This window comes from Pseudomonas sp. TMW 2.1634 (genome assembly GCF_001703595.1).
GTDB lineage: Bacteria > Pseudomonadota > Gammaproteobacteria > Pseudomonadales > Pseudomonadaceae > Aquipseudomonas > Aquipseudomonas fragi.
Genome location: NZ_CP016849.1, coordinates 522889 through 547672, shown reverse-complemented (window position 1 = coordinate 547672; position 24784 = coordinate 522889). Strand labels below are relative to the sequence as shown.

Here is a 24784-nt window from a genome sequence, read left to right as displayed (position 1 = left end):
CACTGACCAGCTCCCTCTCCCTTCGGGAGAGGGTTGGCGTGAGGGCCAGGGTCAGAACGTGTACTTGCCGTTAAACGACAGGTAATCCCGATCCGCCATTGTCCGCCCCTGGGCAATATCGGCCGAACTCAGGTACGCCACATAGGTCAGCCCCATCTGGAAGTTGCCCAGGTACTTGAAATCACCGCCCAATGTCAGGCGCTTTTCAGCACGACCCAGCCCCGAATAGGCGCTGCCATCGATATTCTGCGTCCAGGTCGCCTTGGTGGTCAGGTCCCAGCCATTGAACACGTTGGGATGGTCGAAATACGCGCCGATCCCCAGCAGGCTTGAACCCCGTGTTTGCCCGTCATACACGTACTTGTTGAAAGTCCCGTCCGTGCCCGCCCCGCCACCGGTAATGGTCAGGTCATCCACGCCCTGGATGCGCTGGTGCACCACTTCGGTCATCAACGTGGTCTGCTGCGCCATAAACGTCGGGCCGATCATGTACACGGCATTCAAGTTGCCCTGCCACACCTGCCCGCGCGCCGGGGCACCATTGCTCAGGTACACCGCCGCACCGTCGCGATAGCTCAGGTCTCCGGCAAACTGCACCGAATCACCCGCCTTGGTGGTGAAGCTCACGCCCGTGAGCTTGATGTTGTCAAAGTAGCCCAGCTGGTAGCTCGGGCCATTGCCGCTGCCCCCCGCCTTGTTCAGCGAGGAATAGTGGGTCTGCCCGGTAAAGTCGAAAAACAGCGCCGGCACGCGGTCGTGATAACGGTAATGGAACAGGCCAATCTCGGTGTTTTGCGTCAACCGGTAACGCGTGCCCAGCCCCCACTCACCGCTGTCGCCCGGCTTGACCGAGCCGCCGTAGCCAACCGCTGCGCCGTTGGGCAGATTGTCGACGATACCCGGCGCCAAGCGGAAAAACTCCGCCCCCGGGCCAAAGGTGTCGCTGCCAAAGTAGTCACCCACCGGGTTGAGCTGGGTTTCTTCCCACTTGTATTGGTAGAAGCCGAGCAGGGCCAGGTCCTCGTTGACCGACCACGAACCCGATACCTGCCCTACCGGCAGGTAGGCATCCTTGGCTTCGGTACCCGGCACGTTGAACTTGGTCGAGTCCACCGGTGCCTGGCCCTGGCTGATGTTGGGCCAGAACAGGCTCTCGCCCCACGCCACCAGATGCCGCCCGGCCTTGAGCGACAGGTACTGGTCATCATTGACGGTAAAGTCGCCATACACATAAGCATCCAGCAGCCGCGCCTTGCTGCCGCTGAGTTTGCGTGTGTCCCGGCTGAAGTCGTTGTAGCGCCCGGTCTTGTTCACCGTGTCCGGCGAGTCGTTGTCGTTGCGCTGATGGTAGACCTCGTCATAGAAATGACTGGCGCGCATCACCGCACCGAGGTTGTCGTGCTTGAGCATCAATTCGCCGAATACGCTGACCCGATTGTTGATCAATGAACCGCGCTTGAAGTTGCGCGTGGCATCGTCGTAGTTGATGTTGTTGAGGTACTCATGATCCGGTTTTTCGGTACGCATCGAGGCCGTGTAGTTGACGGTCAGCGACGAGTCCAGGGTGGTGTTTTCACCCAGCTCGAGGGTCGGCGCAGCCAGGGCCAGTCCGCTTAGTCCCGAGAGCAAACCGGTGCCGACAAAACGCGAGTAGTGCTTGAACATGCCTTGCTCCTTGTTATTGTTGTTTTGCTCCGCCCGGCCACCTGCGCACAGGCGAGGCCCGTGGCAGACAGCTGAGTGGAGTCAGGGCGTTACTTGCCGGCCCGGCGTGCCGCTTCAGGGCCGAAGTCGCCTGCAGCAAAACCGCCTTTGTTCAGCACATAACCGTTACGTTGTTCATTGATCAGGTTGAAGGCCAGGTAACTGCCGGCATTCAAGTCGTGGTACAGGCCAACACCGGCCTGCCAGGTTTGCGTTTCCGGGGCGTAGAAGTAATTGACCATCGAGGTGCGCCACAGCTCGCCACGGTTGTCGTAGTTGTCACCCATGATCGGGAACCAGCTGTCTTCATCGATATACAGCGTGCGCTTGCCATACAGATGGCGATTGCCAGGCTTGAGCACGCCTTCGAGCACCCACACGCGGTGCAGTTCGTAACGCATGTTGTCCGGGTTGATATGCCCCGGGGTCAGCATGCTCGCGTACTTGAGGTCATTGCCGTGCAGGCGCGCGGTGTTATACGGGATATACAGCTCTTTTTTGCCGACGATGTTCCAGTTATAGCGCTGCGCCGAGCCGTTGAAGATGCGCACTTCGTCGACGGTGATCGAACCGCCGGAACCCGGGAAAGCCATGTCGAAACCGTATCCCGGCGACTGCCGCACGCGGCGCGTACCCGGGTCATAGCGCCAGCTCTGGCGCGGTTCGGTCTTGTCGTTCCAGTACTCGGTACCGGTGTTGATTTCGCCCTTGTCGCGCTGTGGCAGCAGGGTTTCGTTGAGGTAGAAAGACGAGTTGCCCACCGTGTCGCCGATCTTGCCCGGTTCCAGCCCCGGTGCCATGTTGCGCGAGTGCACGCGGCCCCAGTTGATATTGCCGTCCTTGAGCACATAGGCGTTGTCCGAGGTGTATTCCTCGGTCCAGGCGCGCACGGTGAACAGCGAGGCATTTTTCAGCAGCTCGATCCCGTTTTGCGGAATGGGGAATGCCACGCCACCGGTGCGAGCCACCACCCCTTCGCCATCGTCGACCAGCTTGGCGGTCGCGGCGTTTTCCAGGGTGGCCTTGCATACCGTGTCAGAAAAACGAAAGTCACGATGCGAAGGGTAAACCGGCATGCGGAAGGTTTGCGGGTAGAGCTTGAACAGGGCCTTTTGCCCCTCGGACAAGTGCGCGTCGTACTGGCCGAGGTTTTGCGCGGTAATCACAAACAGCGGTTTTTCATTAGGATAGGGGTCGACCGGGTGTTTGCCCGTGCCCTCGAATTTCATCCCCGGGGCCGCGCCCAGCCATTGCCCGCCAAAAGCAGGAATGGTACCTGCGGCGTTGCCCGCTTTTTCAGCGCCGACGCAGGTCAGGTCCTTGCCCAGCCGGGCGATTTGATCGGCCGGGGCCTGGGCCAGCGCCAGCGCGCTGTAACCCTGCAATACCAGAGCGACTGACAGCCAGCCGCCCATGTGGGTGATGCGTCCCATGGAGTTCTCCTTTTTATTGGTCTTGCACATTTACGTGTGGGAGCGGGCTTGCTCGCGATTGGATCGACGAGGTCTGGCTGATACATCCCGGCGCTTGAATCGCGAGCAAGCCCGCTCCCACCTGAAACCCGGCGCCCACTCAAGCGCTGGCTGGTTGCGCAATCGTGAGCATCCCGGGCTGCACCAACGGCCTGCCCAGGTTGAACCACGCGGCCAGTGCCGGCAGCAGGAAGATCGCCCCCAGCACATTGACCATAAACATAAAGGCCAGCAGCACGCCCATGTCGGCCTGAAACTTGAGCGGCGCAAACACCCAGGTACATACCCCCAACGACATGGTCAGCGCGGTGAAAACCGCCGCCGTGCCGCGCTGGCACATGGCCCGGTAGAACGCTTCGCGCAGGTCATGCCCGGCTGCCATTTCATGCTCGATGCGCTCGTACAGATAGATGCCGTAGTCCACCCCTACCCCCACGCCCAGCGCCATCACCGGCAACGTCGCGACCTTGAGGCCAATGCCCAGCAAGGCCATCAACGCATTGCACAGCACCGCGACAATCGCCAGGGGCACCAGAATGCACAGCACCGCGCGCACCGAGCGAAAGGTCAGCAGGCAGAACAGCGCCACCGAGAAAAACAGCGCCGCCAGCATCACCACTTCGGCTTGCTTGACCGCTTCGTTGGAGGCCGCCATGACGCCGATATTGCCCCCCGCCAGCTTGAACTCCACACCGGGCACATGGATGCTGGCGATGATGCGCTTGGCCTCAGCCAGCACATGGGCCACGGTGGCGCCTTCGTGGTCGGTCAGGAACACCAGAATCTGCATCTGCTGGCAGCCGTCCGTTACCAGCCCCGAGTCTGGCGAATAGGCGTACGCGCCCTGCTGCAAACCCTGGGCGGAACCCGGAATGGCCGCCCAGCGCGGGTTGCCTTCGTTGTTGCCGGCAATCACCTGCTTGCTCATGCCCGCCACGCTTTGCACCGACTGCACACCGGCCACTTCACGCATCTTGAAATCGAAGGTTTCCACCGCGCGCATCACGGCCGGGTCCAGGCAGGCCTCGCTGCGATCGCGAATGGTCAGGAACACCGAGAGCACATCAAGGCCGATGGCGTAATTGCTGATGATTTTCTGGTTGTCCTGGTTGTAGCGCGAGTCGGCACGCAACTCCGGCGCGCCGGAACCGATATCACCGGTCGCCAGATCACGGGCCTTGTAGGCGCCGGCCACCAGCAAGACCAGGCTCAAGGCAAAGACCCAAAGTGCCGGGCCGGGCGTGGCCAGCGCCGACAGCCGCCACCACAGCGGGTGGCGTGAACGGGCAATGCGCGCCTGAGCCGTCAGCAAGCGTGGCTCCAGCGTCAGGTGGGCAATGATCAGCGGCAGCATGATCTTGTTGGTGATGATCATCAGCATCACGCCGATGCAGGCCGTAACACCCAACTCATGCACGATAGGGATATCGATCAGCATGATCACCCCGAAGCCCAGGGCGTTCATCAGCAGCGCCAGCGCGCCGGGGATAAAAATCTTGCTGAACGCCGCCTTGGCCGCACTCACCGAATCACTCCCGGCCAGTACTTCCTGCTTCCAGGCGTTGGTCATTTGCACGGCATGGGACACACCGATGGAGAAGATCAGGAACGGCACCAGTATCGACATCGGGTCGATACCCAGGCCCAGCAACGGCAACAGGCCGAGCAGCCAGATCACCGGCAGCAAGGCGACAAACAGGGCCACCAGGGTCAGGCGCAGCGAGCGCGAATACAGCCACAGCAACGCGCCGGTGATCAGGAACGCGATGGCAAAAAAACCCATCACCGTGTTGAGCCCTTCAACCACGTCACCCACCAGCTTGGCAAACCCGACGATGTTGATTTCGATGTCGGCGTTGCTGTATTTGGCGCGGATATCCTCCAGGCGCTGGGCGACTTGCGCATAGCTGACCGGCTGCCCGGTTTTGGGATCGATGTCCTGCAGGTCGGCGCGCACCAGCGCTGACTTCAGGTCATTGGCCAGCAAACGGCCGATCTGCCCCGAGCGCGCGGCATTGCTGCGCACTTGCTGCAAGTCGGCGGGCGTGGCGGCGTATTGGGGTGGCACCACCAGATCACCGACATAACCGTCTTCGGTGATTTCGATATAGCGCACGTTGGGCGTAAACAGCGACGTTACGCTGGGGCGACTGACCCCGGAGATATAGAACACATCGTCGGTGACGTGTTGCAGGGTTTCGAGGAATTCGGGGTTGTAGATATCCCCCTCGCCTTTCCAGTGCACGCTGACCAGCAAGCGGTTGGCACCGGTAAAAATGCGGCTGAAATCCAGAAAGTTGAGCATGTAGGCATGACGCACCGGGATCTGCTTGTTGAAGCCGGGGTCCAGCCGAACATGGGTGGCGCTGTAACCAAGGGCCAGGGTCAGCAGCATAAAAAAGCCGAGCAGGACTTTGCGCCGGGCCATTAATTGCTCGGCGCAGCGCTGCACAGCCGATGACAAGACAAAAGCGCCCATGCTCGCGGTCCCTCGCACACTGGTTGAAAGTGATCGCGATCATCAAACGGGGCCTGGCCTGGAACATCGTCCGTAAGGGTTAGGCTGTTTGAGGGATGGAGAGCAGGTGGGCGTTATACAAAGGCCGAAAACTGTAGCCGCTGAGGAGCGCAGCGAGGCTGCGATCGGGCGCGCAGCGGCCGTGGAATCAGGTTCATCGGTACTCCAGACACTTCGAGTGCTCCGGGTTTACGGCCGCTTCGCAGCCGATCGCAGCCTCGCTGCGCTCCTCAGCGACTACAGGCGGCTACGGGCGGTTTCACTCTTTACTGGCCTTGAACGCCAACTCGCCCTTGGGCCATTTGGCCGCTTTGGCGGTCACCGCCTTGAGGGTTTTGCTCAGGCCTTCCTTGAGCTGGTCGTGAGCGGCGAAAATCAGCATCACGGTCTGGCCTTCCTTGAAGACGATACCTTCGCCCAGAGGGGAGCTGACATAGGCGTAATCACCAATGCCGTAGATCGTCATCTTGATATCGCGAAATTTTATGTCGAGCTTGCCGCCTTCACGGCTGGGCAGGACGGCAGCGCGAAAGTGGTCACCCACCTTAAGCCCAAGGCCTGGCTTGTCATCTACCACCAGCGCTTCTTCAGTGTCGATTTCAGCGATGTAAATCCCTTCGGCGTTCTGCTCGGTGACGTACACAAAACGGGATTGGAACAGTTTTACCAAACGTGCCCGCAAATCACCCAGAACAAACAACGCATGCATTTCCAGATTGCTGACTGCCAACGAAAAACCCTCGAAAACGTGAAGTGGCGCTGCCAGAACAAATGACAGGCAGCAGAATAAAGGCCTTGGCCCACTTATTTTAAAAAACCGGGTACAGCAAAATCTCCTGACTGCTCGAGTCAGAAGTGGCATGTGGCATCAAGACTAAAAAATACAACCGGAGCACCATTCTACCGGCTCATGCCCAAAGTTGGGTATACACATCCACATCCCGGTCCGGGAATCGGTGATTTTTTCTTGATTGGCGCCAGCTTCTACAAGGCTTTCGTCGTTAACTGCGCCGCTGGCTGTCAACAACTGCCATACTGCCCGAAAAATCAGCCTGGCCCATGCCGCCGGGTTGTCCGGCTTCATTACCTCGAAGGGAAAGCGACACGTGACGGAATTTGATATTGGCGAATTTTTTATCCGCGGCGAGTCCAAAGAAGTCGATGGTGAGTTTCAGGCCGTGATTGTGATGCGCGCCAAGCCACCGTTGAAAACCGTGACTTACCATCAGGTCGAGAAAGACCGCTGGTTCAAGACAGCCGAGCAGGCTGAGACGGCCGCCAAGGGTTCGGCTCAGGAATTGAAACTCGCGGTGGACGCAGGCGCCCTGAATCCATCCTGAGACCCCCTTTCAGGCACGCTGGGCCCGAACCTGCATTGCGCACGCGCTGGCGCTCAGCTGCGCCAGCCAGGCAGCGCGACACTCTTCAGCTTCACTGCGGCTGGAGAACGCCGTACCGCGCTGCTCACCGTTGACCAGCACAACCCAGCACACCTTCTGCCCCGTGGCCCGCAACCCCTGAGGCACGCCCGTGCCGATCATCACAGCAACATCAACCCGATTGGACATGATGGCTACTCCACCTATTTAGTTAGTCACCTAACGATGTCGGCCATCTTAAAGAGTTAGGGTCGGTGGAAAAAGCTATGCCCTGCATAGCTGCATTGCATCAGCGGTAACAATGCCGCCGTAATCGATGTTCAAGCGGGGGGCTTTTGCTCGTAGACAAAGCGCCCGCCTTCTTGGGGGATATTGAAAAAAGCCTTGTCCAGCACCCCCAGGCCCTCCCCCACATTGGCATTGAAATTGGCCGACTGATGCACATAGCGCTGGCGCAGCAAACGTTCCTGGGCCGGGGTCAGCTTTAATGCATTGGCCGGGCTGGCCAACTGCTCCTGCAGCCTGGCGGCGATGGGCATTAGCTCGGCAGGCAAAGCATCCTGGGCATCGCTCAGCGCGGCAAACGGTACCCCGTGTTGCCGGGCCAGGGCGTGCATAAGGCGCAAGTACACCCTGGACAAATGACCACGTACGTGGCGCTGCATAAAGACCGCCGCCTGGACTCGCTTCATCGGGTCCTGGCGGGTGCCCGCCTTGTGCTCCTCGATGCGCACCTGCACGCCATCATCGATTGCCTGCGGGTCGATCAGGTCTTTGTCCTGCCACAGCTGCAACTGCGCCTGGGCCAGCTTCCAGGCCTGGGTCAGACGCACGGGGGTGGAGGCACTGACCAGATTGCTTTGCCAACGGCTTAATTGCACTTGCTCCAGCATCTCGAGCGGGTAACCGCCGCCCAGATCGGCATGGGCACCTGGCAGCGCAATATCCAGCGGCCATTGAGGGGCAATGCGGGTCAGGGCAAAGTTGCGCCGGTATTCGTCCCGCGCGCACAGCTGCACGACCTGTTGCGCGCAATCAGGCGCCAGATACAGGTTGAGCCCCGGGTTGATCTCATCGGCCACGTTGCCCAGGTCCTCCAGACCGCCCATTGCCGCGACAGTGTCGAACAAGCCGATAAATTCAATGGAGCACTTGAAATCAGGGGCCAAGGCAAACTGCTGGCGCAAAGGCAGGGTGCGCACCTGGTTGGCAAAATGCCGGGCCGCCGCCGCACCGCGACTGAAGCCAAACAGGTCCAGTTGCAAGCGATTCAGGGTGTTGGGCGCCAGCAAACGGACAAACCGCTCCAGGCTCTGGCTCAGCAGCGCACCGGCCTCATCGGCCTTGCCCAGCACCCCGGTACGCCCACGACCATAGCTGAGGCCCGGAAACGGGCTGTCGGCCGCGCCGGTGGTGGTGCCGATACCGCTGATATAGAGCGAGGTCACCGCCTGGCCATCGCTGAAGGTTGTTTGCACGGGATAGTGCTGGTGCAGGCGAGCGATATTGGTCGGGGCACCGGCATAACTGCTGCCCGGATCGACCTTCAGGCCCTGGGCCTGACGCTCCAGCCCCAGCTGGCTGTTGTACTGATTATTGGCGGTGCCATCGAAAAAAATACCGACACGCAATACGTGTCCCGTATTGCTTGAGCGACTCATGACCCAGGCCCTCGATTGATGCAAATTGGCGTAAATACGCCGTGCCAAATATAAAGGCACGCAACCGGAACACTTGGCTCAACGTCTACTTTTAATTTTAGCGGGGAATTACAACTGGGGGCGTAAAGCTGCCGCAGCCGCATGGCGCGGCTGCGGCAAGGTCAGGCGCTTAGGCTTGACGCTGATGCTTGTCGATCTGCTCGTGACGCTCTTGAGCTTCGATGCAGTACTTGGTGGTCGGGCTGATCAGCAAGCGCTTGAGGCCGATTGCGTCGCCACTGTCGTCACACCAGCCGAAGCTGTCGTCCTTGATACGTTCCAGCGCCTGTTCCAACTGAGGCAGCATGCGCTGGTCACGGTCGATGGCGTTTACCAGCCAGGTGCGTTCTTCTTCAACCGAAGCGGCGTCGGCCGGGTCGGCGGGAGTGTCCAGGCTCTCGATCGCGATGCGGTTCTGCTCGATACGCTCGTGGGTTTCGACCTTCATGTTCTGCAACAGCTCGCTGAAAAAAGCATGTTGCTCGGCATTCATGTAGTCATCCGCCGGCATGGCCAGCAACTTATCCTTTGTCATTGATTTCTCTATAAAAAATACGTGCATTAAGGCGAATTAGGGAGCGTTCTGACCGATCTTCATCCCAACCAGTTAGGTGCCATCTATTTCAAGCGCCACCCGGCACTCAATTTACGAGGGGCGGCAGTCTAAGGCCGAGTTATCGACTCAGCAACTGAAAACGCACCTATTTGTCCAGCAAAACCTGGAAAGTGACGAAAAACGTGTTTAACAGGGGCTAATGGAGTGCGTTTATAGCAAGAAATTCCATGTTCCGACTGAAAATGCACACCTCAAGCGCAAAAACCCGATCACCCGACCACGCGCTGCTCGCCCGACCGTTTCAACAGTGAGGGCGGATGCCGATGCGCGCAGGGCGCAACCGACAACAGGATTTTTATATCCAAATATGAGCGTTAACCGACACGTTCAAATTACTCACTCTGCCTATCGAACAATCCTGCGAGTATCTGCGTAAATCTACTGCACAGCAGCGTAATTCCTGACAATACCGCGCTGTTGGGTCACCTTACAATCACTGCCCCAAGCCTAGATCGCCAGCCGAGTAAATGGCCGAGATGTCACTGCTTGTATCGTGACCGCGGCTATCCGCGACAGGCTTCCATGCATCTATACCCTTATATAGGGAGCACAACGTGATGAGCCACTCAGTGATTGCCAAAGCCACCCCCTGCCCGGAGTCAAACGCCAATGCCCAGGCTTGCGCAGCGGATACCTGCCTGCTGGAACTGTGCAAACTGATAAAACTGCGGGATGCATTGATCGTCTTGAAAGGCCCGCTGGCCAATAGCCCCGAGGTGCGCAGCATCATGGAGCAGCGACTGTTGAACAATGACGTCTATGAGCGCGTATTGGGCAAGCTCGCCAGCGACTGGCCACCCCCTCACAGCGCCATCCATCAAAAATAATGCAGTTAATCAGCATTATTATGCATTTGTTGATTGCTTCTTCACCGTGCAGACTGCACCGGTTCCTCCCCCAAATGAAGGAACATTTTCCAGGGCTTGCCGGTAAACCCGCCAGGCCCTTTTTTTACCCGCCCGTTCCACAAAACCGGATCCCCCTGACCATGCCAACCCGCTGGATCAGCCGCCTGTTGCCTGCGGCTACGAACACCCGTCCCTCCGAATGGAGCCGCGCTGCCATTGGCGTATCACTTGGCACGTTGTTCAGTGTCTGGGTATGCAGCCAGTTTTTCGGCCTGCCCGTGGCCATGCACCTGATCGGCCCGTTGGGGGCCTCGGCCATTTTGCTGTTTGCGGTGTCCTCCGGGGCACTGGCGCAACCCTGGTCGATCGTCGGCGGCTATTTGTGCGCCACGGTGGTATCCCTGGGCGTGGTGTATTTTTTCGGCCGCGGCCTGGACAGCGCCTGCCTGGCCGTGGGTGTTGCCCTGCTGTGCATGTGCCTGCTGCGCTGCCTGCACCCGCCTGCCGGGGCCCTGGCATTGCTGGTGGTCCTGGCTGACCCCGACAGCGCCCGCCTGGGCTGGGGCGTACTGGCGCCGGTGATGCTCAGCGCCGTGTGCATGCTGCTCGCGGCGCTGGCCTACAACAACCTGACCCGCGTGCGTTACCCGAAAAAGCCCGCCGAGCCCAGCCCTGTAGTGGTAACCGGGCAGGCCCCGGCCGACCCGGGCATTACCGCCGAGGATTTGCACAACGCGCTGCAACAAATGGATGCGTTTATAGACGTAACCCCCGAAGACCTTGAAGAACTGATCCGGGCCAGTGAGCAACAGGCACGCCGTCGCAGTATCGGCGAAGTGTTCAGCCACAACGGCTGAACCGCACGCCGGACGCGTTTCGATATGCAGCCAACTCCTGCTAGGGTTACAGGTGTAACCCGGGCGGGAGATGTTTAAACTCGTTTTGCCCGGAGTCCGTCATCCGACAGTGTCCAAGGCGTGCGATGCTCAAAACCATTGAATCCGAGATCTCCAAACAATCTGCGCCACCTGCCTTGCAAGCTGAATTTGCCCAACATGACTTCGAAAAACTGCGCAAATTTTGCCGCCTGACCTACATCACCAGCATTGCCATCTGGTTGCTGTTCAACCTGATTGTCAGTTTCAAGGGCGGCCAGGGCTTTACCGGTCTGTCCTTGCTGTTTATCAGCGTCATGGCGGTGCTCACCATCATTCTTGGCTTTATTCCCAGTTACCGGCATTTCGACGTACTCAACCTGATGTTCGTCGCGGTCATTACCCTGGGCTTGCGCCTGGTCACCTTTGGCCTGCCAGCCGACACACAGCCCATCTGGCTGGCACTGGCCAGTTCCAGCATCCTTTACAGTGCCTCGGTCCTGCCCCTGAGCCGCTGGGCCTTCCTGGGCGTTGCCGCGATCACCTGCCTGCTGCTCAACCCGTTCCTGATGACTCAAGCCTCGATCATGGACCTGCGCGGCCTGCTGATCCTGTGCTATTTCACTTTTTTGTGCAGCCTGACAATCTACAGTTTTTTCAAGTTGCGCCGCATCAAGCTGCACAACTACATCATGTCCAAGCGGCTGTCGGTGCAGGCCTATATCGACGCCCTGACCGAGATCCCCAACCGGCGCTCCTTTATGCTGCATGCCGGCCTGCTCCTGGGGGCCATGCCGCGTGAACACGATCATTACCTGGCAATGATCGACATCGACAACTTCAAGAAGGTCAACGACCGCTACGGCCATGACATGGGTGATGAGGTGCTCAAGCGCACAGCCGCCAGTATCAAGGCGGTGATGGCCGGGCATGAGTTTGCGCGCCTGGGCGGCGAGGAGTTTGCCGTGTACCTGTCAGGCGTACGCCGCGAAGACGTTGAGGGGCTGATGGCCAGCTTGTGTCGCCAGGTGCGCGAAGACCCCGATGAACACCCGGTGACGGTGAGCATCGGCCTGGCACGGGTCGAAGATGCCGACACGCTCAACCAGGCGCTGGCCAAGGCCGACAAGGCCCTGTACAGGGCCAAGAACAGCGGCAAGGACCGGTTCAGTTTTTACTCATAGAAAGACACCGCTAAACCTGTGGGAGCAGGCTTGCCTGCGATGCAAACAACGCGGTCTCCCAGGCAAGCCACGGGGACTTCATCGCGGGCAAGCCAGCTCCCAGAGGAGATGTTACTTGTCGCTCAGGTCGGTATTGCCATCCCAGCCACCGCCCAGCGCCGCGATCAGTTGCACGCTGGCGATCAACCGGCTTTGCAGCAGGTTCAGCACACTGCGCTCGGTGCTCAATGCGGTGGTCTGAACCGATACCACGTCCAGGTAAGCAATCAGCCCGGCCTTGTACTGGTTGGTGGTCAGGCGCAACGACTCGCGGGCCGAGTCCAGTGCCTGCTCCTGCACCACCGTTTCATCCCCCAGCACTTTCAACTGCACCATGTAGTTTTCTACTTCGCGCAAACCGTCGAGCACGGTCTGGCGATACTTGGCCACCGTCTGGTCATACACGGCTTCATTGCGATCCACTTCTGCCGAACGCTGGCCGCCATCGAACAACGGCAGGGAGATTTTCGGCCCCACCGACCAGAAGCGGTTGGGCACGCTGATCCAGTCCTGGTACTGGCTGCTGCTATAGCCGCCCGAGAGGCTCAGACTGAAATCGGGGTAGTACGCCGCCTTGGCCACGCCGATATTGGCGTTGGCGGCAATCACCGAGCGCTCCGCCGAGGCGATGTCAGGACGCCGCTCCAGCAGTTGCGACGGCAGGCTGACCGGGATCTGCGGCAGTTTTGGCACGTCCTTGATTTCCGCCAGGTTGAACCCCGCCGGCGCCTGCCCGGTGAGCACCGCGATCGCGTTTTCAAACTGCGCCCGCTGCCAGATCAGGTCGATCAGGCTGGCCTGGGTATTGCGCAGCTGGGTTTGCGCCTGGGCCACCGCATCCTTGCCGGAAATCCCCGCCCGGTACTGGTTTTCGCTCATTTTCAGCGAGCGCTGATAGGCCTCGACTGTGGCTTCGAGCAAGCGCTTCTGTTCGTCGATAACCCGCAATTGCAGGTAGTTCTGCACCAGTTCCGACTGCTGGCTCAAGCGCATGGCGGCCAGATCGGCCAGGCTGGCTTCGGCGCTCGCCTCATTGGCTTCCAGGCCGCGGCGCAATTTGCCCCACACATCGGCCTCCCAACTGACCCCGACCTGGGCATTCAAGGTGTCGCGAATACCGCTGCTGGAGCTGGTCAGGCTGGAGTTGGAACTGCCCGTGCCCTGGCTGGAGCGAGTCTTGCCCACGCTCAAATCGGCGCTGGGCAGGAATGCCCCACGCGCACTGCGCACCAGAGCCTGGGCCTGACGGAACTGGGCTTCGGACTGGGCCACGCTCTGGTTGGCACTGTTGAGTTTTTCGACCAGGGCGTTGAGCTGCGGGTCGCCATACAGTTCCCACCAGGCGCCACGGGCCAGGGAGTCGCTCGGGTTGGCCTGGGTCCAGCCGGCCGCCTGCTTGTACTCAAGGGGCGCCGAGGTCTGCGGGCGCTGGTAGTCCGGGCCAATGGCACAGCCGCTGAGCAACGCAATGGAAAGCGCCGGGGCAAGGAGAAACAAACGAGAGGTCATAGCGGAGTTTCCAGAGCAGCATCAGTGCGCACGCCACGCCATTTGTTGAAACGATGGCGCACACGGTCGAGATAGAGGTAAACCACCGGAGTGGTGTAAAGGGTCAGGATCTGGCTGAAGATCAGCCCGCCGATGATGGTCAGGCCCAGGGGCTGGCGCATCTCCGCACCTTCGGCGCTGCTGAGCATCAATGGCAAGGCACCGAGGATGGCCGCCAGGGTGGTCATCAGGATCGGCCGCAAGCGCTGCAGGCAGGCGCTGCGGATCGATGCTTGCGGGTCGAGGCCCGAATGCCGCTCCAGTTGCAGTGCCAGGTCGATCATCAAAATGGCGTTCTTCTTCACCACGCCGATCAGCAGGAACAGCCCCAGCAACGAGATCAGGCTGAACTCGCCGCCCGTGAGATAGATACTCAGCAGCGCGCCTACCCCGGCCGACGGCAAGGTCGACAGGATGGTCAGGGGGTGAATGTAGCTCTCATAGAGAATCCCCAGCACCAGATAGACCGCCACCAGCGCCCCGAGAATCATGAACGGCTGGCTTTTTTGCGTGGCGGCAAAGGCATCGCCCGTACCCGCCATTTTCACGATCACCTCTTCCGGCAGGCCGAGCTTGGCCACCGCTCGTTCAATGGCTGCCGTACCCTGCTCCAAAGTAACGCCTGGGGCGAGGTCAAAGGCGATGCTCTCCGAAGCGAACTGGCCTTCGTGGGACACCCGGTCGTTTTGCAGGCTGTTTTCATAGTGGGCAATGGCCGACAACGGAATCCGCTGGCCATCGGCAGTAATCACCTGCACCTGATTCAGGGTTTCCGGGTCCTGGGCGTACTTGGGGTTGACCTCCATCACTACCTGATACTGGTTCAGGCTGTCGTAGATGGTGGAAATCTGCCGCTGGCTGTAGGCGTTGTTGAGCACGGCGGTGACCATGTCCATGTCCACCCCCAGGCGCTTGGCCTGGTCGCGGTCGACCACCAGGGTCACCTGCTGGGCACCACGGCCTTCACGCGCATCAATGGCCGTCAACTCCGGCAATGCCTTGAATGCGGCCACCACTTTCGGGTACCAGGTGCGCAACTCGCCGAGGTCGCCACTTTGCAGGATGTAGGAGTATTGCGAGCTGGTCTGGTCGCGACCGCCGCCAAACTGCAGGTCCTGGTCGGCCATCAGCATCAGGCGCCCGCCTGGCACCTTGGGCATGTTCTCGCGCAGCCGTTCGATGACCTTTTGCGCCGACACCTTGCGCTCCGAGATCGGCTTGAGCCGCACGATCATAAAGGCATTGTTGGTGCCGCCGTTGCCGCCAATAAAGCCGGCGACGCTTTCCACCGCAGGGTCGGCCAGCACCGCCTTGCGGAAGATTTCCATCTTGGGCTGCATCACGCTGAACGACAGGCCATCGTCACCGCGCACAAAGCCGATCAGTTGCCCGGTGTCCTGTTGCGGCATAAAGGTCTTGGGTACCACCACATACAGCGCCACGTTGACGCCGATGGTCACCAGCAGGCTGAGCAGGGTCAGGCGCTTGTGCCGCAGCACCCAGTCCAGGCTGCGGGCGTAGCCGCTGACCATGCGCTCGTTAAGGCGCATGCTCCAGCGTTGCATGGCGTTCTCGGTGCCCGGCACATGGGGCTTGAGCCAGCGTGCGCAGAGCATCGGGGTCAGGGTCAGGGACACCACCAGCGACACGATGATCGAGGCCGCCAGGGTGATGGAGAACTCGCGGAACAGACTCTCGACAATCCCGCCCATAAACAGGATCGAGAGGAACACCGCCACCAGCGACACGTTCATCGACAGCAGGGTAAATCCGACTTCCTTGGCCCCCAGCATCGCTGCTTTCATTGGCGCAACACCAGCATCGATGTGCCGCGAGATGTTCTCCAGCACCACAATAGCGTCGTCCACCACCAGGCCAGTGGCCAAAATCAGCGCCATCAGCGACAGGTTGTTCAGCGAAAAACCGTAGAGGTACATGATCGCAAAGGTGCCCACCAGCGACACCGGCACCGCCAGGGTCGGGATCAGCGATGCGCGCAAATTGCCGAGAAACAGGAACACCACCAGGATCACCAGCGCCACGGCAATCAGCAGGGTCATCTCGGCCTCGTGCAGCGTGGCCTTGATCACCGGCGAGCGGTCCATCGCCAGGTTCAGTTGCACACTGGCCGGCAACACCGCCTGCAGGGCCGGCAACTGGGCCTTGATCGCGTTAACGGTCTCGATGATATTGGCACCGGCCTGGCGGTTGACCACCAGCAGCACCGCCGCATCGTTATTGAAGAAGCCGCTGTTGTAGCGGTCTTCCACGCTGTCCTTGACCTTGGCCACATGGCTCAGGCGCAGTGCAGCACCGTCCTGGTAGCGGATGATCAGCGGCTCGTAGTCCTTGGCTTTCTCCAACTGGTCGTTGGCCTGGATCTGCCAGTTGCGCTCGCCATCGGACACCGCGCCCTTGGGCCGGCGCACGTTGGCGTTGGCAATGGTGTTGCGCACGTCATCCAGCGAAACACCGTACTGGTTGAGCAGTTGCGGCTCCAGTTCGATGCGCACGGCAGGCAGCGAGCTGCCGCCAATCTGCACTTCCCCCACCCCCGGCACCTGGGACAGGCTTTGCGACAGGATGGTCGAGGCCAGATCGTAGAGCTGGCCCTTGGACAATACCTCGGAGGTCAGCGACAGCACCATGATCGGCGCTTGCGACGGGTTGATCTTCTTGTAGGTGGGCATGCTTTTCATGCCGCTGGGCAGCAGGTTGCGCGAAGCGTTGATTGCCGCCTGCACCTCCCGCGCCGCGCCATTGATGTCACGGTCCTGGTCGAACTGCAAAATCACCCGGGTCGAACCCTGGCTCGAATTGCTGCTCATGGTATTGACCCCGGCAATCGCACCGAACGCCCGCTCCAGCGGCGTGGCCACGGTGGAGGCCATCACCTCGGGGCTGGCCCCGGGCAAGCTGGCCGACACCACGATCACCGGGAAGTCCATTTGCGGCAACGGCGACACAGGCAGCAAGCCAAAGCTCACCCCGCCCAGCAACATGATTGCCAGGCTCAGCAGCATGGTCGCTACCGGGCGCTTGATAAACGGGCCGGACAGGTTCATACCGGCGCCTGCCCGGTCTGGTCAGCATGACCGCGCCAGCGACGGCCCAAGCGATCGAAGTACAGATAGATAACGGGGGTCGTGAACAGCGTCAGCACCTGACTCACCAGCAAACCGCCGACCATCACCAGGCCCAGCGGCTGGCGCAACTCTGCACCGGAGCCGGTGGCCAGCATCAGCGGTACGGCACCAAACAGCGCTGCCAGGGTGGTCATCAGAATCGGCCGGAAGCGCAGCAGCGCCGCCTGGTAGATCGCCTGTTCAGGCGCCATGCCCTGGTTGCGCTCGGCGTCGAGGGCGAAGTCGATCATCATGATCGCGTTTTTCTTGACGATGCCGATCAGCAAGATGATGCCGATGATCGCAATCATGCCCAGGTCATTGCCGCTGAGGATCAACGCCAGCAAGGCACCGACCGCCGCCGACGGCAGGGTCGAGAGAATGGTGATCGGGTGGATATAGCTCTCGTAGAGCACACCCAGCACGATATACATGGTCACCACCGCCGCCAGGATCAGCAGCAAAGTGCTCGACAGCGACGCCTGGAACGCCTGCGCGGCGCCCTGGAACTCGGTCTGGACCCCCACCGGCATGCCGATGTCCTTTTGCACCTGATCGATCAGCTCCACGGCCTGGCCCAGCGCCACGCCGGGCGCGAGGTTGAACGAGACCATCACCGAAGGAAACTGGCCGATATGGGAAATGGCCAGTTGCGCCTGACGCTCCTCGACCCGGGCCAGGCTCGACAGCCGCACCTGACCGCCGTCAGTGGTTTTGACGTGGATCTGATCCAGAGCCTGCGGGCCGATTTTCTCGCCCTCTTTGGCCTGCAATACCACGCGGTACTGGCTGGCCTGGGTGTAAATGGTCGAAATCTGTCGCTGGCCGAAGGCGTCATACAAGGCATCGGTGATATTGGCCACCGACACGCCCAGGCGCGAAGCCGCATCGCGGTCGATCACCAGGTACACCTGCAGGCCCTTGTCCTGCAGGTCACTGGCCACATCGGCCAGCTCGGGCTGATTGGACAGCGCGGTGACCAGCTTTTGCGTCCAGGTGCTGAGCAGGTCGGCATCCGGGGACGACAGGCTGAACTGGTACTGGGTACGGCTGACGCGGTCTTCGATGGTCAGGTCCTGCACCGGCTGCATAAACAGGCGGATACCCGACAGTTTGTCCAGTTGCGGCTGCAGCCGCGCAATCACCTCGGTGGCGCTGTCACTGCGTTCGCTGTGGGGCTTGAGGTTGATCAGCATACGGCCGCTGTTGAGCGTCGGGTTATCCCCGTCCACGCCGATATAGGACGACAGGCTCTCGACATCCGGGTCTTGCAGGATGATCTTGCCCAGCTCTTGCTGACGCTGGCTCATGGCGCTGAACGAAATGGACTGCGGCGCCTCGGAAATGCCCTGGATCACCCCGGTGTCCTGCACCGGGAAAAAGCCCTTGGGCACCACCATGTACAGGAACACGGTCAGCGCCAGTGTGCCAATGGCCACCAGCAACGTCAGCGGCTGGTGCTTGAGCACCCACTGCAACATGCGCCCGTACTCGGCGATCATCCAGTCGATAAACGCGCCGCTGGCACGGTAAAAGCGCCCCTGCTCTTCGGGCTTGGGTTCGGCCTTGAGCAAGCGCGCGCACATCATCGGGGTCAGGGTCAGCGAGACCACCAGCGAGATCAGGATTGCCACCGCCAGGGTGATGGCAAATTCGCGGAACAGGCGCCCCACCACATCGGCCATAAACAGCAACGGGATCAATACCGCGATCAACGACAGGGTCAGCGAGATCAAGGTAAAGCCGATCTGTTTGGCGCCCTTGAGCGCCGCCTGCATCGGGCTGTCGCCTTCCTCGATATAGCGCGAAATGTTTTCCAGCATGACGATGGCGTCATCGACCACAAAACCGGTGGCGATGGTCAGGGCCATCAGCGTCAGGTTGTTGATCGAGAACCCGGCCAGGTACATCACGCCAAAGGTGCCAACCAGCGACAGCGGCACGGCAATCGACGGAATAATGGTGGCGCTGGCACGGCGCAGGAACAGGAACGTCACCATCACCACCAGGGCGATGGCGATCAGCAATTCGTGCTGCACATCACGCACCGAGGCACGGATGGTTTGCGTTCGGTCGGTGAGCACCGTGACATCGATACCGGCAGGCAGGTTATCGGTGATGCTCGGCAGCAGCGCCTTGATCCGGTCCACCACCTCGATCACGTTGGCCCCGGGCTGGCGCTGGATATTGAGCAACACGGCCTGGTTTTCGTTGGCCCAGGCAGCGAGACGCTCGTTCTCGGCACCGTCGACAATCTCGGCCACGTCCTTGAGCCGCAACGGCGCACCGTTGTTGTAGGCAAGGATCAGCTCGGCGTATTCCTGCGGGGTTTTCAACTGGTCGTTGGCATCAAGCATCGACACCCGGGTCGGGCCGTCGAAGTTGCCCTTGGGCTGGTTGACGTTGGAGGCACCGATCAGGGTGCGCACGTCGGCCAGGTTCAGGCCGTTGGCGGCCAGCGCCTCGGGGTTGACCTTGATCCGCACCGCCTGGCGTTGACCGCCGGCAATACTGACCATGCCCACGCCGCTGATCTGGGCGATTTTTTGCGCCATGCGCGTATCGACCAGATCATTGAGCTTGGGCAACAGCATGGTCTTGGAACTGATGGCCAGGGTCAGCACCGGGGTATCCGCCGGGTTGACCTTGTTGTACACCGGCGGTGCCGGCAAATCCTTGGGCAGCAGGTTGCTGGCGGCGTTGATCGCCGCCTGCACCTGTTGCTCGGCGACATCCATATTGATGTCGAGGTTGAAACGCAGGGTCAGCACCGACGCGCCGCCGGAACTGGTGGAGGCCATTTGCGTCAGCCCCGGCATTTGCCCGAACTGACGTTCAAGCGGCGCCGTTACCGCGCTGGTCATCACATCGGGGCTGGCACCCGGGTACAGGGTCATCACGCGGATGGTCGGGTAGTCGACCTGGGGCAAGGCCGACACCGGCAGCAAGCGGTAGGCGATGATCCCGGACAGCACGATGGCCAGCATGCACAGCGTGGTTGCGACCGGACGCAGGATAAACAGCCGCGACAGATTCATTCGCGGGCCTTGGTCTTGGCTTGGTCGGCGACAGGCGCGGCATCGGCTTCAGGGCCGCCCTGCAAATGCTGAACCGGGGTGGCAGGGACTTCGACAGTGTCGTTGACCACTTCCACCGCGCCGCCGTCACGCAGACGGTCCGTGCCTTCGAGCACCACGCGATCGCCTGGCTTGAGGCCGTCTTCGATCACCGTTACGTCGCCATCGGTGGCCCCTACCTTGACGGTACGGATCTTGACCTTGTTGTCGCCGTCCATCGCATACACAAACGAGCCGTTGGTGCCGTACTGAATCGCCGCAGTCGGGGCCAGCACCACGTTTTTCAGGGTGTCGGCCAACAGGTGGACATTGACGAACTGGTTGGGAAACAGCGCCTGATCGCGGTTTTCGAACAACGCCTTGAACTTCAGGGTGCCAGTGGTGATATCGATCTGGTTATCAATGCTGCTAAGCACGCCCACCGCCAGTTCCTGGGTGTCACCACGGTTCCAGGCCTGCACCGGCATTTTGGCGCCGCTGCGATAACGCTCAAGCACCAGACCCAGGTTGGTCTCGGGCAAGGTGAAACTGACCACAATGGGCTCGGTCTGTGTGATCACCACCAGGGCAGTAGTGTCGTTGGCGGCCACCAGGTTGCCAACGTCCAGCTGACGCAAACCGACACGGCCGCTGATCGGTGCGCGAATTTTGGTGAACTCCAGGTTCAGTTTGGCGTCGTTGACTGCCGCCTGATTGGTCTTGACCGTGCCCTGGTACTGGCTCACCAGCGCTTCGGCGGTGTCCAGGGTCTGCTTGGCGATACTGTCCTCGGCATACAGGCCGCGATAGCGCTGTACATCGACCTGGGCGTTTTTCAGCTGGGCCTGATTCTGCAGCAACGTGCCTTCAGCCTGCAGCAGGGCATTCTGATAGCTGCGCGGGTCGATTTCAGCCAGCAACTCGCCTGCCTTGACCATCTGCCCTTCCTTGAAATAAACCTTGACCAGCTCCCCTGCTACACGGCTGCGCACATTGATGGTGTTGAGGGCAGTGACCGTGCCCAGCGCCTTGTAGAAAATCGGAAAATCACCCTGTTTCACTTCCGACACCCGCACCGGTACAGGCTGGGTCGAGCCGCCAAAGCCCGGGCGCATCATCCCCGAGCGGCTGGTGCGCCCGGCAGGCTCATCGGTCGCGGCCTTTTTGGAGGCCGACGGCCACAGCCACCAGCACAGGCCAAGGACTATCAGCAAGACCAGCAGACCAACCAGCCAACGACGAGATTTGTGGGAAACAGAGGATTGCATGGAGTGATCAACCATTAGCGCGAGCGAGAATTTTCAGGAAGTGGAACGATAAGCAGTGCAGACCGTTATGAAAAGGTTCTTTACCCGCTATTTACGTTATAGACGTGTCACTGAGATGAAGATGGGCGGATTTTCAGGTAAACCGCAGCGATATCATCGCGAGCAAGCCCGCTCCCACAGGATATTCACTGCCCATGTGGGAGCGGGCTTGCTCGCGATGCAGGCAACGGGGTCGGGCAGGCAGTACGAAAAAAAACGGCCTGGCACGTCAAGTGCCAGGCCGCTTCAGGCTTGCGCTGCGACTTACTTCAAAACAGCCAGGGCTGCTTCGTAGTTCGGCTCTTCAGCGATTTCTTTAACCAGTTCGCTGTGCAGCACATTGTCGTTTTCGTCGAGCACCACCACCGCACGCGCAGTCAGGCCGGCCAGCGGGCCATCGGCGATTGCCACGCCGTAGTGCTCGATGAACTCACGGCCGCGCAGGGTCGACAGGTTTTGTACGTTTTCCAGGCCTTCAGCACCGCAGAAACGGGCCTGGGCGAACGGCAGGTCTGCCGAGATGTTCAGTACAACAGTGTTTGGCAACGCATTGGCTTCAGCGTTGAACTTGCGCACCGAAGTGGCGCAGGTCGGGGTGTCAACGCTTGGGAAGATGTTCAGCACTTTGCGCTTGCCGGCAAAGTCGGCCAGCGTTACATCGGACAGATTGCCGGCAACCAGCGAAAATGCAGGTGCCTTGGCGCCGACTGCTGGCAATTCGCCGTTGACTTGAACAGGGTTGCCTTTAAGCGTCACTTGAGCCATGAACGATGTCCTTTTTAGACAGGTTGTTGAAGAGCCCGAAGTTAAACATGAATCCGTCAGGCTGACCTATGGGCTGAACATAAAATCTCATGCTTCTCATTACAAAAAGACGCTTCCTACCCCCCTCACACAGCACCTGTATTACCTATTTCGCGTCCAGGCAGACTTTTCTGTATACCGGTGCGCAAAACAACCATAAAACCCTACATGGAATGAGCCAAATCCTGGCCTGCTGCTAGCGTTCAGGGCTAGCGCCCAAGGAACAGGATCGCCATGCCCATCACTCGCCTTGCCTCAGGTTTGTTGTTCAGCCTCGCCCTGTGCCCCATTGCCGACGCACTGGCGGATAACGCCGAGACTGCCAACAAAAGTAACAACCCGCTCAACCTGGCACCCGGCATCAACCTGCAGGACTACTACACGCCGCAGGTGTACGACAGCAATATCCACACCAACGACGCCCTGTTGCGTGGCGCCCTGCCCGTGGCCCCCGGCGACATTATCGGTGTGCCGCAACTGCTGCGCGTCACGCTGCCGATCAGCACCCGACCCGACCCGCACGGCGGCTACAGCACGGGCATGGGCGACCTCAACCTGTTCGATATTTTCCTGCTCAAGACCGAAGGCGTGCAATTGGGCATCGGCCCGCAAATCACCGCGCCCACTGCCGAGCATGACGAACTGGGTACCGGCAAATGGCAAGCCGGCCTGGCCGCCATCGCCATCGACGCTTCACCCCGGGGCCTGCTGGGCGCGCTGGTGCAGTATCAAAGCTCGTTTGCCGGGGACAGCGACCGCCAGCATGTCGAGAGCGCCACCTTCCAGCCATTTATCATCCACAACCTGCCCAAGGGCTGGTACCTGCGCTCTACCGGCACCTGGACTTACGACCTGAAAAACAACACCCACTACATCCCCATTGGCCTGGGTGTGGGCAAGGCCTGGAAAGCCGGCAGCAACATCCTCAATGCCTTCGTTGAGCCGCAATGGACCGTGGAACGCAAGGGCGACGACCTGCCCCAGTTCACCCTGTTCGCCGGGATCAACGTCACCTTCGGGAAATAGGAACCTGTCATGCACATCAAGCCCCCCTGCAGCCTGCTCGCTGTCTGCCTGTCCATCGCTGCGGGCAACGCCGCGGCCATCAACTTCAGCGCCACCCCCGCCGAGGCCACGAGCATCGCCAGGGAAGCCTACCTGTATGGCTTCCCGGTGGTGGAGATGTACAAAACCCTCTACACCCAGGCTGTGGATACACAGGGCCAAAACTTCAAGGCGCCCTTCAACCAAATCGGCAACACCGCCATGGTGTTCACCCCCCGGGATACGGCATTCGTGACCCCCAACTCGGACACGCCCTACTCGTTCCTGTGGATGGACCTGCGCACAGAACCGCTGGTGCTGACCCTGCCCGCCATTGAGGACGGTCGCTACTACTCCACGCAACTGATTGACCTGTACACACAAAACTTCGCCTATCTGGGCACCCGCACTACAGGTAATAAAGGCGGCAATTTCATGATCAGCGGGCCCGGCTGGACCGTGGATAAACCTGCCGGTATCGATGCCGTGATTCCCAGCGAGAGTGCCATTGCCTACGGCTTGTACCGCACGCAACTGTTCGATGATAAAGACCTGGCCAAGGTCAAGCACATCCAGCGCGGTTACAAGGTCCAGCCCCTGAGCCAGTTTCTCGGCAAATCCGAGCCCGCAGCAGCGCCAGCCGTGAACTGGCCTGCGCCCGTTGCCGACATGAGCGACAGCCCCGAACTGTTCAAGTACCTCAACTTCATGCTCGCATTTGCCCAGCCTCAATCCAGCGAAGCGGCGTTGCGCGAGCGCTTCAAGAAAATCGGCATTGAACCGGGCCAGCCCTACAACCTGACCGAGCTGACAGCTGAACAGCGCAAGGCACTGGAAGACGGAATTGCGGCAGGCAAGGCCGAGTTCGCGCAGTTCAAAAAAGACAAGGTCGACACCCATGAAATCAGCAGCGGCGACCTGTTCGGCTCCCGCGAACACCTGCACAACAACTATCTGTACCGCTACGCGGGCGCCAACATGGGGATATTCGGCAACTCGGCCGCAGAGGCCAATTACATCGGCTACTTCGTCGACAACCAGCAGCACCCCGTCGACGCCTCAAAACACAGCTACACCCTGCATTTCAACAAGGATGCGCTGCCGCCTGCCAAAGCGTTCTGGTCGCTGACGATGTATGACGGCAAAAACAAATTGCTGGTCGACAACCCGATCAACCGCTACCTGATCAACTCGCGCATGTTGCCGGACCTCAAGCGCAATACCGACGGCAGCGTGACGCTGTATGTGCAGCACAAGGCGCCCGCCAGCGAGCTGCAAAACAACTGGCTGCCAGCACCTGACGGGCCGTTTTATGGTGTATTGCGCATTTACATGCCCAAGCCCGAGGTTGCCAGCGGAGAATGGAAAATGCCCTTGCTGACGCCGGTGGTTAGCCAAACACCTCCGTAGCAGCTGCCGAAGGCTGCGTCCGCGTAGTGCAGCCTTCGTCATGCCAGAGTCCACGGTATGGTCGTAGAACCCTGGACTCAGGTTCTACGACGGCTACGCCGCCGAACGCAGCCTCGCTCCGCTCGTCAGCTGCTACGCAATATCCGGGGTCTGGG

The 24784-nt window shown here is 60.3% G+C and carries 18 protein-coding genes; 6 read left to right on the top strand and 12 right to left on the bottom strand.

Annotated elements, in window-relative coordinates; all coding sequences use genetic code 11:
- Positions 1-51: 51 nt before the first annotated feature.
- The 4 genes from BFC21_RS02590 to BFC21_RS02575 all read right to left on the bottom strand — a co-directional run bounded on the left by BFC21_RS02590 (position 52) and on the right by BFC21_RS02575 (position 6424).
- Positions 52-1665: a DUF1302 domain-containing protein gene (locus BFC21_RS02590; protein WP_088377096.1), complete on the bottom strand. Its 1614-nt coding sequence runs from the start codon at positions 1663-1665 to the stop codon at positions 52-54.
- Between the two features lie 89 nt (positions 1666-1754).
- Complete coding sequence (locus BFC21_RS02585) at positions 1755-3137, bottom strand: DUF1329 domain-containing protein (protein ID WP_088377095.1); 1383 nt, start codon at positions 3135-3137, stop codon at positions 1755-1757.
- 139 nt (positions 3138-3276) lie between these two features.
- The gene (locus BFC21_RS02580; RefSeq protein ID WP_120265645.1) at positions 3277-5655 is read right to left on the bottom strand and encodes an RND family transporter; all 2379 of its coding nucleotides are present in this window, start codon (positions 5653-5655) and stop codon (positions 3277-3279) included.
- 298 nt (positions 5656-5953) lie between these two features.
- Positions 5954-6424 carry a hypothetical protein gene (locus BFC21_RS02575; RefSeq protein WP_088377093.1) on the bottom strand — a complete coding sequence of 157 codons (471 nt, stop codon included), beginning with the start codon at positions 6422-6424 and terminating at the stop codon, positions 5954-5956.
- 376 nt (positions 6425-6800) lie between these two features.
- Between BFC21_RS02575 and BFC21_RS02570 the strand changes: the two genes are divergently transcribed.
- Entirely contained in the window at positions 6801-7034 is a 234-nt protein-coding gene (locus BFC21_RS02570) for a hypothetical protein (protein WP_088377092.1), read from the top strand.
- A gap of 9 nt (positions 7035-7043) precedes the next feature.
- Here the strand turns inward: BFC21_RS02570 and BFC21_RS02565 are convergent, their stop codons facing one another.
- From BFC21_RS02565 to BFC21_RS02555, 3 genes are all read right to left on the bottom strand, one after another.
- The gene (locus BFC21_RS02565; protein WP_088377091.1) at positions 7044-7262 is read right to left on the bottom strand and encodes a hypothetical protein; all 219 of its coding nucleotides are present in this window, start codon (positions 7260-7262) and stop codon (positions 7044-7046) included.
- 131 nt (positions 7263-7393) lie between these two features.
- Entirely contained in the window at positions 7394-8734 is a 1341-nt protein-coding gene (locus BFC21_RS02560; RefSeq protein ID WP_120265644.1) for a phospholipase effector Tle1 domain-containing protein, read from the bottom strand.
- Between the two features lie 169 nt (positions 8735-8903).
- Entirely contained in the window at positions 8904-9308 is a 405-nt protein-coding gene (locus BFC21_RS02555; protein WP_016780464.1) for a TraR/DksA family transcriptional regulator, read from the bottom strand.
- Between the two features lie 638 nt (positions 9309-9946).
- Here BFC21_RS02555 and BFC21_RS02550 point away from each other — a divergent pair.
- The 3 genes from BFC21_RS02550 (at position 9947) to BFC21_RS02540 (ending at position 12296) form a co-directional block, all read left to right on the top strand.
- Positions 9947-10216 (top strand): hypothetical protein, encoded by a 270-nt coding sequence (locus BFC21_RS02550; RefSeq protein ID WP_120265643.1) that lies wholly within the window; start codon positions 9947-9949, stop codon positions 10214-10216.
- Positions 10217-10377: 161 nt separating this feature from the next.
- Complete coding sequence (locus BFC21_RS02545; protein ID WP_088377088.1) at positions 10378-11094, top strand: HPP family protein; 717 nt, start codon at positions 10378-10380, stop codon at positions 11092-11094.
- Between the two features lie 125 nt (positions 11095-11219).
- The gene (locus tag BFC21_RS02540; protein ID WP_088377087.1) at positions 11220-12296 is read left to right on the top strand and encodes a GGDEF domain-containing protein; all 1077 of its coding nucleotides are present in this window, start codon (positions 11220-11222) and stop codon (positions 12294-12296) included.
- Positions 12297-12407: 111 nt separating this feature from the next.
- Here the strand turns inward: BFC21_RS02540 and BFC21_RS02535 are convergent, their stop codons facing one another.
- From BFC21_RS02535 to tpx, 5 genes are all read right to left on the bottom strand, one after another.
- Positions 12408-13844 carry an efflux transporter outer membrane subunit gene (locus BFC21_RS02535; RefSeq protein WP_088377086.1) on the bottom strand — a complete coding sequence of 479 codons (1437 nt, stop codon included), beginning with the start codon at positions 13842-13844 and terminating at the stop codon, positions 12408-12410.
- Positions 13841-16948 (bottom strand): efflux RND transporter permease subunit, encoded by a 3108-nt coding sequence (locus BFC21_RS02530; RefSeq protein WP_095005447.1) that lies wholly within the window; start codon positions 16946-16948, stop codon positions 13841-13843. The genes BFC21_RS02535 and BFC21_RS02530 overlap by 4 nt, the downstream gene beginning before the upstream one ends.
- Positions 16945-20046 (bottom strand): MdtB/MuxB family multidrug efflux RND transporter permease subunit, encoded by a 3102-nt coding sequence (locus BFC21_RS02525; protein WP_120265642.1) that lies wholly within the window; start codon positions 20044-20046, stop codon positions 16945-16947. The genes BFC21_RS02530 and BFC21_RS02525 overlap by 4 nt, the downstream gene beginning before the upstream one ends.
- On the bottom strand, positions 20043-21347 hold the full coding sequence (locus BFC21_RS02520; protein ID WP_120265641.1) for an MdtA/MuxA family multidrug efflux RND transporter periplasmic adaptor subunit: 1305 nt from the start codon (positions 21345-21347) through the stop codon (positions 20043-20045). The genes BFC21_RS02525 and BFC21_RS02520 overlap by 4 nt, the downstream gene beginning before the upstream one ends.
- 288 nt (positions 21348-21635) lie before the next feature.
- Complete coding sequence (gene tpx / locus BFC21_RS02515; RefSeq protein WP_095005444.1) at positions 21636-22136, bottom strand: thiol peroxidase; 501 nt, start codon at positions 22134-22136, stop codon at positions 21636-21638.
- Positions 22137-22409: 273 nt separating this feature from the next.
- Here tpx and BFC21_RS02510 point away from each other — a divergent pair, with 273 nt between their 5' ends.
- Entirely contained in the window at positions 22410-23201 is a 792-nt protein-coding gene (locus BFC21_RS02510) for a hypothetical protein (RefSeq protein ID WP_120265640.1), read from the top strand.
- Positions 23202-23210: 9 nt separating this feature from the next.
- Positions 23211-24629: a DUF1254 domain-containing protein gene (locus BFC21_RS02505; protein ID WP_120265639.1), complete on the top strand. Its 1419-nt coding sequence runs from the start codon at positions 23211-23213 to the stop codon at positions 24627-24629.
- Positions 24630-24784: the final 155 nt, after the last annotated feature.

What these genes read in the sequence shown, in the direction of transcription:
- BFC21_RS02550 (WP_120265643.1), top strand. Translation starts at nt 9,947, where the DNA reads ATGAGCCACTCAGTGATTGCCAAAGCCACCCCCTGCCCGGAGTCAAAC.
- tpx (WP_095005444.1), bottom strand. Translation starts at nt 22,136, where the DNA reads ATGGCTCAAGTGACGCTTAAAGGCAACCCTGTTCAAGTCAACGGCGAA.
- BFC21_RS02525 (WP_120265642.1), bottom strand. Translation starts at nt 20,046, where the DNA reads ATGAATCTGTCGCGGCTGTTTATCCTGCGTCCGGTCGCAACCACGCTG.
- BFC21_RS02580 (WP_120265645.1), bottom strand. Translation starts at nt 5,655, where the DNA reads ATGGGCGCTTTTGTCTTGTCATCGGCTGTGCAGCGCTGCGCCGAGCAA.
- BFC21_RS02540 (WP_088377087.1), top strand. Translation starts at nt 11,220, where the DNA reads ATGCTCAAAACCATTGAATCCGAGATCTCCAAACAATCTGCGCCACCT.
- BFC21_RS02510 (WP_120265640.1), top strand. Translation starts at nt 22,410, where the DNA reads ATGCCCATCACTCGCCTTGCCTCAGGTTTGTTGTTCAGCCTCGCCCTG.
- BFC21_RS02565 (WP_088377091.1), bottom strand. Translation starts at nt 7,262, where the DNA reads ATGTCCAATCGGGTTGATGTTGCTGTGATGATCGGCACGGGCGTGCCT.
- BFC21_RS02505 (WP_120265639.1), top strand. Translation starts at nt 23,211, where the DNA reads ATGCACATCAAGCCCCCCTGCAGCCTGCTCGCTGTCTGCCTGTCCATC.
- BFC21_RS02530 (WP_095005447.1), bottom strand. Translation starts at nt 16,948, where the DNA reads ATGAACCTGTCCGGCCCGTTTATCAAGCGCCCGGTAGCGACCATGCTG.
- BFC21_RS02555 (WP_016780464.1), bottom strand. Translation starts at nt 9,308, where the DNA reads ATGACAAAGGATAAGTTGCTGGCCATGCCGGCGGATGACTACATGAAT.
- BFC21_RS02535 (WP_088377086.1), bottom strand. Translation starts at nt 13,844, where the DNA reads ATGACCTCTCGTTTGTTTCTCCTTGCCCCGGCGCTTTCCATTGCGTTG.
- BFC21_RS02560 (WP_120265644.1), bottom strand. Translation starts at nt 8,734, where the DNA reads ATGAGTCGCTCAAGCAATACGGGACACGTATTGCGTGTCGGTATTTTT.
- BFC21_RS02585 (WP_088377095.1), bottom strand. Translation starts at nt 3,137, where the DNA reads ATGGGACGCATCACCCACATGGGCGGCTGGCTGTCAGTCGCTCTGGTA.
- BFC21_RS02545 (WP_088377088.1), top strand. Translation starts at nt 10,378, where the DNA reads ATGCCAACCCGCTGGATCAGCCGCCTGTTGCCTGCGGCTACGAACACC.
- BFC21_RS02520 (WP_120265641.1), bottom strand. Translation starts at nt 21,347, where the DNA reads ATGGTTGATCACTCCATGCAATCCTCTGTTTCCCACAAATCTCGTCGT.
- BFC21_RS02590 (WP_088377096.1), bottom strand. Translation starts at nt 1,665, where the DNA reads ATGTTCAAGCACTACTCGCGTTTTGTCGGCACCGGTTTGCTCTCGGGA.